This is a genomic window from Bacillus sp. 2B09 (genome assembly GCF_003946835.1).
Lineage (GTDB): Bacteria > Bacillota > Bacilli > Bacillales > Bacillaceae > Bacillus > Bacillus altitudinis.
In genome coordinates, this window is record NZ_RPSG01000009.1 from 133,013 (window position 1) to 139,896 (window position 6,884).

The 6,884-nt window shown below is 42.2% G+C and carries 6 protein-coding genes, 2 tRNA genes and 1 rRNA gene; 1 reads left to right on the forward strand and 8 read right to left on the reverse strand.

From position 1 onward, the window contains the following. Positions 1-129: 129 nt before the first annotated feature. Positions 130-2,052: an ABC-F family ATP-binding cassette domain-containing protein gene (locus EBQ12_RS16390; protein WP_125590733.1), complete on the forward strand. Its 1,923-nt coding sequence runs from the start codon at positions 130-132 to the stop codon at positions 2,050-2,052. A gap of 467 nt (positions 2,053-2,519) precedes the next feature. On the opposite strand, the gene tsaD is transcribed toward EBQ12_RS16390, so the two are convergent. The 8 genes from tsaD to rrf all read right to left on the reverse strand — a co-directional run bounded on the left by tsaD (position 2,520) and on the right by rrf (position 6,745). Continuing rightward, the gene (gene tsaD / locus EBQ12_RS16400) at positions 2,520-3,548 is read right to left on the reverse strand and encodes a tRNA (adenosine(37)-N6)-threonylcarbamoyltransferase complex transferase subunit TsaD (RefSeq protein ID WP_017359857.1); all 1,029 of its coding nucleotides are present in this window, start codon (positions 3,546-3,548) and stop codon (positions 2,520-2,522) included. Next, positions 3,541-3,969, reverse strand: a complete 429-nt coding sequence (gene rimI, locus EBQ12_RS16405) for a ribosomal protein S18-alanine N-acetyltransferase (RefSeq protein WP_008344382.1) — start codon at positions 3,967-3,969, stop codon at positions 3,541-3,543. The genes tsaD and rimI overlap by 8 nt, the downstream gene beginning before the upstream one ends. Positions 3,970-3,994: 25 nt before the next feature. Beyond that, positions 3,995-4,684: a tRNA (adenosine(37)-N6)-threonylcarbamoyltransferase complex dimerization subunit type 1 TsaB gene (tsaB, locus tag EBQ12_RS16410; protein ID WP_017366704.1), complete on the reverse strand. Its 690-nt coding sequence runs from the start codon at positions 4,682-4,684 to the stop codon at positions 3,995-3,997. Further along, a complete protein-coding gene (gene tsaE / locus EBQ12_RS16415; RefSeq protein WP_007496038.1) occupies positions 4,665-5,141 on the reverse strand; it encodes a tRNA (adenosine(37)-N6)-threonylcarbamoyltransferase complex ATPase subunit type 1 TsaE in 477 nt (158 codons plus the stop codon). The genes tsaB and tsaE overlap by 20 nt, the downstream gene beginning before the upstream one ends. A 12-nt stretch (positions 5,142-5,153) precedes the next feature. Next, positions 5,154-6,131, reverse strand: a complete 978-nt coding sequence (gene thiL / locus EBQ12_RS16420; RefSeq protein WP_125590735.1) for a thiamine-phosphate kinase — start codon at positions 6,129-6,131, stop codon at positions 5,154-5,156. Positions 6,132-6,409: 278 nt separating this feature from the next. Beyond that, positions 6,410-6,486: transfer RNA gene (locus EBQ12_RS16425), tRNA-Asp, on the reverse strand. 49 nt (positions 6,487-6,535) lie between these two features. After that, a tRNA-Met gene (locus EBQ12_RS16430) sits at positions 6,536-6,612 on the reverse strand. 17 nt (positions 6,613-6,629) lie between these two features. Continuing rightward, positions 6,630-6,745: ribosomal RNA gene (gene rrf / locus EBQ12_RS16435) — 5S ribosomal RNA — on the reverse strand. Positions 6,746-6,884: the final 139 nt, after the last annotated feature.

Consider the following 6,884-nt stretch of genomic DNA (forward strand, 5'->3'; position numbering starts at 1 on the left):
CTCCCTCACTCAAATCATACACTATTTTTTCCTATCTGTCTTTCATTTGAACATGGCAGCCGTATGTAAGATTTGCCGGTTTACTGCTGATAAGCTACACTTAACATATTATAGCAGAGGTGAAGTTACATGATGATTCTACAAGTGAATCAGCTGTCCAAATCGTTTGGCGCTGATACCGTTTTAACGAATATAAAATTGGAAGTCAAAGCGAGGGATCGTATTGCCATTGTCGGTCGTAACGGTGCAGGAAAATCCACGCTTTTAAAAATCATTGCCGGTCAAATGTCTTACGAACAAGGTGAGATCATCAAACCGAAAGACCTATCCATTGGATATCTCGCACAGCATACAGATGTGACGTCTACACGTACGCTAAAAGACGAACTACTATCGGTTTTCGATCATTTAAAAGAAATGGAAAAAGAGATGAGAACCATAGAAGAGAAAATGGCTTCTTCCACAGGAACAGAATTAGATTCTCTAATGAAAACCTATGACAGACTGCAGCAAGCATTTAAAGATCAAGGCGGCTACCAATATGAAGCGGATGTCCGCTCCATTTTACACGGACTCGGCTTTAGTCATTTTGAAGACCATACAACCGTCCAATCCTTAAGCGGCGGTCAGAAAACACGTCTAGCGCTTGGAAAGCTATTATTAATGAAACCAGAACTCTTGATTTTGGATGAGCCAACCAACCATCTAGATATTGATACCTTATCATGGCTTGAGCAGTATTTGCAAAATTATACAGGAGCCATTCTTATCGTTTCCCATGACCGATACTTCTTAGACAAAGTAGTCAACCATGTATATGAAGTGTCAAGAACAGCGATGAAAAAGTTCGCAGGGAACTATAGTAAGTATCTTGACCAAAAAGCTGAGCAGCTAGAGCGTGATATGAAGCTGTATGAAAAACAGCAAGAAGAAATTTCGAAGCTTCAAGATTTCGTGGATCGCAACTTAGCAAGAGCCTCCACCACAAAGCGTGCTCAAAGTAGGCGGAAACAGTTGGAACGGATGGATCGTTTAGATAAGCCGTTAGGAGATGAAAAATCCGCCAACTTCCATTTCGATATTATGAGGCAAAGCGGAAATGACGTGCTGAAGGTGCATGATCTCGATATTAGTTACGATAAAAAAACGCCGCTCCTCTCCTCCCTCTCTTTTCATATTAAACGTGAAGATAGCGTGGCACTCATCGGTCCTAACGGTATCGGGAAATCAACTCTTTTAAAAACCTTAACGGATACGTTAAAACCAGTAAAAGGCGAGATCAGCTTTGGTTCTCATGTGACGATTGGCTACTATGATCAGGAACAAGCCAAGCTGACATCCTCCAAGAAAGTGTTAAATGAACTTTGGGATGATTATCCCCATATGACTGAAAAAGACATTCGGACTTGTTTAGGAAACTTCCTTTTTTCAGGTGATGACGTCTTAAAGCCTGTACATGCTTTAAGTGGTGGAGAAAAAGCACGACTTGCACTGGCAAAGCTGATGCTCCAAAAAGCCAATTTCCTCATTCTCGATGAGCCGACGAACCATCTTGATTTGGACAGTAAGGAAATATTAGAGAATGCACTAATAGATTATCCAGGCACCATCTTGTTTGTTTCACATGACCGTTACTTTATCAATCGCCTGGCAACAAAAGTTCTCGAGTTGTCACCAAATGAAACAAAAGAATACCTCGGTGACTACGACTATTATCTTGAAAAGAAAAACGAACAATTAGAGCTTGAAGCACTCCAAACTCAGGAGTCGCATAAAAAACAAGCAGAAAAACCAGTCGAAACAGCAAAACTTTCCTATGCAGAAGAGAAAGAACTCAAAAAGAAAGAAAGACAAAAGCAGCGCCGAATTGAAGAAATTGAAGAGCGTATCGCTGTCATCGAAGACAAGCTCGGTGAAAACGAAGAGCTTCTATGTGATCCTGCTATTTTCCAAGATCACGAGAAAGTACAAGCCATTCAAACAGAAAATGATGCGCTCAATCAAGAGATGGAATCACTTTTTGCGGAATGGGAAGATCTATCAGATGCATAAAGAGTGCCCTAACGGGTGCTCTTTTTTTAAGGTGAGAATCTTTATCCACAATGATACCCACAATAACATCTTGATTATTCTTAAATATTTTAAAGTTATCCACTTTATCCACAGTATTTTAATCACATATCCACATAAAAGATCACATTTATACACATTCTCTTCATTTTAAAACGAATTTTCTAACAATTGTGGATATATAACGTTTACATGTGAATAAATCGCTTTCATTTCAATAGAAAAAACTCCTGTATATCCACCGGAGTTCCAAATTGTTGACAAAGGGCTAAAATGAACTTGATTTTAGCCCTTTGTCTTCTTTTCAGCGTGATAGAAAGCCCTTGAAGTCTAGGAAAGACGATTACTGGCGCGGAGCGAATTTGATATTCGTGAGCACCAGCACGCAGGACTGACAAAGAATGCGAGGGTTTGTCTACACGCTGAAACTCCTGTATCAACAGGAGTTCTTATTCATAGGAGACAAGCGGCAGTCCAGGTTGACCGTTCATTGCCATGTCGCCTCTTATTCCCTTTTCAAATGCAATGGTTCCCGCAGCAGCAATCATGGCTGCATTGTCTGTACAAAGAGACAATGGCGGAATCATGACATTCACTTCAGGTAGCTTCGCAAATGCTGAAGTAAGGGCTTCTCTAAGACCTTTATTGGCAGCAACCCCGCCAGCTAGAACGACTTGTTTCACACCATACGCTTCAGCCGCTTTTAATGTCTTTCCAACCAGCACCTCAATCACACTTTCTTGGAAACTTGCAGCCAAATCCTCTGGCGCAATGGTTTCACCCTTTTGAGACGCATTGTGTAGTGTGTTGATGACCGCTGATTTTAAACCGCTGAAGCTAAAATGATAGGACCCTTCTTCAAGCCATGCTCGAGGAAGCTTAATCGTTGGCTCCCCTTCATGTGCCAATCGATCAATGTGAGGTCCCCCTGGATATGGCAGACCCATTGTCCGAGCTACTTTGTCATACGCTTCTCCAGCCGCATCATCCAACGTTTCACCAATAACCTCAAAAGACCCATGCTCTTTCATCAAAACAAGCTCAGTATGCCCACCAGAGACGACTAGAGCTAAACAAGGAAACACCAGTTCACCAACGAGCTGGTTCGCATAAATGTGTCCAGCAATATGATGAACACCTACAAGCGGAATTTGATGTGCGAAACTCAGTGCTTTGGCTGCATTGACACCTATCAAAAGTGCACCAACTAAGCCTGGACCTTCTGTCACAGCAATGGCATCTAAATCCTGAAAGGTCATATTGGCCTGCGTCATGACTTCTTCTAATACGATCGTCATTTGTTCCACATGATGCCTTGAAGCGATTTCTGGTACCACGCCGCCAAATCGTTTATGGCTTTCTATTTGTGAGGCGACAACATTCGCTACGATCTCTTTCCCATTTTTCACAATGGACGCAGCTGTTTCGTCACAGCTTGTTTCTATACCTAATATGAATCGATCTTTTTTTTCACTCATTTATCTTCACCCACATGACTAATGCATCTTCCCCGTTATCCGTATAATAATTCTTTCGAATAGAAGCTGGTTTAAAACCTAGCTTTTCATAAAGGGATTGTGCTGGCGTATTTGATACCCGCACTTCTAGTGAAAGATGATCTGTCTTTTTTTCTTTGCAAAATTCCATGACATATCGAAGCAGCGCTTCCCCGTATCCTTTTCCCCGGTGCTCAGGGAGAATCGCAATATTCGTAATTTGTGCATCATCCATGACAATCCAAACGCCGCAATACCCAACAGGCTGACCATCTTCTTCAATGAGGAAATAATGGCTGTATTGGTTATGGAGAATTTCATAGACAAACGACTCTTTTTTCCAAGGCGCTGTAAATGAATGCACTTCAATCGTATATACCTCTGGGATGTCCTCTACTGTCATTCTTCGCATCTCTACTGTGTTGAGATTATTTTTGTCCTTCAAGCCATTTCACTTCCGCTTCTGCCAAACGAATATAATTAGGAACAAGCTGATGGACATCTTCAGCAGGGCGGTCTGCCCCCAAAAATGCGAGCACTGAAGGTCTTGGGTTGTGAAATGCCTCGTCTGCTAAAACGGCGGTTTCTCCAAGTATGGAGAGTATATTCTCTTGATGAAGATGCACATCATGTCCAAGAAATAAAACAGGGTTCCCTTCCTTTTTCAGCTCTTGAAGCCAATCAGTGAGCAGGATATTTTGATCTGGTTTCACTTCTTTTATCTTTCCACCTTCAAATGTATATAACCCTGTATAAACTTGTCCTCTTCTTGCATCAAATATAGGAGAAATCATTCCATCAAAATATCGAGCATTTGCCGCCAGCGTTTCTAAACTTGAAACAGCAGCTATCGGAATAGACAGCGTCCAAGCAAGTGTTTTTGCAATGGTCACACCGATTCTAACGCCAGTGTAAGAGCCGGGTCCTTTGGCTACAACAATTTTGCTTAATTCGTTCGGTGCTACGCCGCATTCTTTCATCAGTGCTTCAACTGTCGGCATTGCACGTACTGAATGATTCTTCTTTAAGTACGTAATACTTTCCCCAACCACAGTGTCATCACGGACAAGAGCTATTCCGAGTGTATGGTTTGACGTATCAATTGCCAGTATGGTCAATGTCTTTCATCTCCTTACAAAGGGCCTCATAGCGCTCCCCTTTTGCATAAAACGTAAGATGACGTTCTTCTTCACGTTCTGTTCTCAGCATTTCAATTTTTAAATACGATGAAGGCAATTGAGGTTCAATGAGATGTGCCCATTCAACCAAACATACACCTTCCCCCTCAAAATATTCGCCCAGTCCAATATCTTCTTCCGCATCTTCCATACGATACACATCCATATGATAAAGTGGCAGTCTGCCATCCGTATATTCTTTAATAATTGTAAAAGTAGGGCTGTTGACGATACGGGTAATACCTAAGCCTTCTGCAAAACCTTTTGAAAAAGTCGTTTTACCTGCGCCTAAGTCTCCTTCTAATGTTAAGACATCGCCGGGCATCACAAGTGTAGCCAAGGCAGCAGCAATTCGTTTCGTCTCATCCGCACCTTTTGTTGTCCACGTTAACTTCATGGTGGAGTCACCTCATTTCTTAAAATGATTATATCCTTTTTTCATTAAAATTGTTTGTTGATCATGGTCTTTTAAAATAACGCTGGACGCTCGATCATCTTTGACTTGTCCAATACGCGTGACCTGAATGTGTTCTTTTTTACATTGCGTCTCAAATCGCTTCCAATCCGTTTCAGGAATCGTACCAGTTAAGACAAAATCCTCTCCACCGAACAAGACCCATTCAAGCCATTCTTTATGTAACAACGGTAGATGTGGATGTTTTGGGAGCTGATCAGCTTCAATTTCAATCGTCACACGACTGGCTTCCGCTATTTCGTTTAACTCACTCGCTAATCCGTCACTTACATCATTCAAGGTCACCCGGGGGAAGCTTGAACAAATAAGGCCAGCAGCAATATGCGGCTGCGGCATTTTGTGTCGCTCTAGAAAAAAAGCAGTGTCAATCGAATGTGCAGTATTTACTTTATTCATTAAAAGGGATAGCCCAGCAGCTGATGAACCTAGTTCACCTGTGACAAAGACAACGTCTCCTGTCTGAGCACTATGACGGTAACAGGCTGATCCCTTTGGAATCTCACCAATGACCGTTACTGTGATGACAAAGTCACTGCGGGTGGCTACTGTATCTCCACCGATTAAATCCATATGATATGTGTCAGCCAATGCTTTCATTCCCTCGTAAAAAGCTGCGACAATTGCTTCATCCCCATGAGGCGGGATCGCGATTGATACAAGATAATACTTAGGGGTTCCTCCCATGGCTGCAATATCACTGATATTCACTGCCAACGCTTTAAATCCAACCTCAAAGGGTGTGGAAAAATCAAATCGAAAATGGACATGCTCTACCATTGTATCAACACAAACGACCTCTTCACAATGTGAATGAGGTTGATAAACACTAGCATCATCACCGATGCCCATGACCAAAGAACGCTGATGCGTTTCTTTTGGTGTAATTCGGCGAATAAGATCAAATTCATCCATAAAAGACAGCCCCTTCATACAATCAACTGATTGAGCAAACATGATGTCAGACACAGTTAGTATTAGTGTAGCGAATATGAGCCTCGGTTCCAACTAAAAATGATATAAAGAAAGCCTGGTATAAAAAAACCAGGCGTTGTTTGTTGAAGTCATGATCTTTTCTTATCACATTTAGTGTAGCCAAACACAAGGAGTTTCATTGCATCTAGGATACTTATTGAAAGAAAAAGACATAAAAAAAAACGAAACTATACGTTTTCGTTTACAAGTCATAAAAATGGCGGTCCGGACGGGACTCGAACCCGCGACCTCCTGCGTGACAGGCAGGCATTCTAACCAACTGAACTACCGGACCATTTTGGCTGTACTCAATGAGTACTCCCTATTTAAGAGGTAAAATAATTTGGTTGCGGGGGCAGGATTTGAACCTGCGACCTTCGGGTTATGAGCCCGACGAGCTACCGAACTGCTCCACCCCGCGACGATATAAAATGACAAGCTTGGCGGCGTCCTACTCTCACAGGGGGAAACCCCCAACTACCATCGGCGCTGAAGAGCTTAACTTCCGTGTTCGGTATGGGAACGGGTGTGACCTCTTCGCTATCGCCACCAAACCTGATGGAGAGAATGTTCTCTCAAAACTAGATAACAACGTTCATTTTTCACATTAGAATATAGGTTAAGTCCTCGATCTATTAGTATCTGTCAGCTCCACGTGTCACCACGCTTCCACCTCAGACCTATCAACCTGAT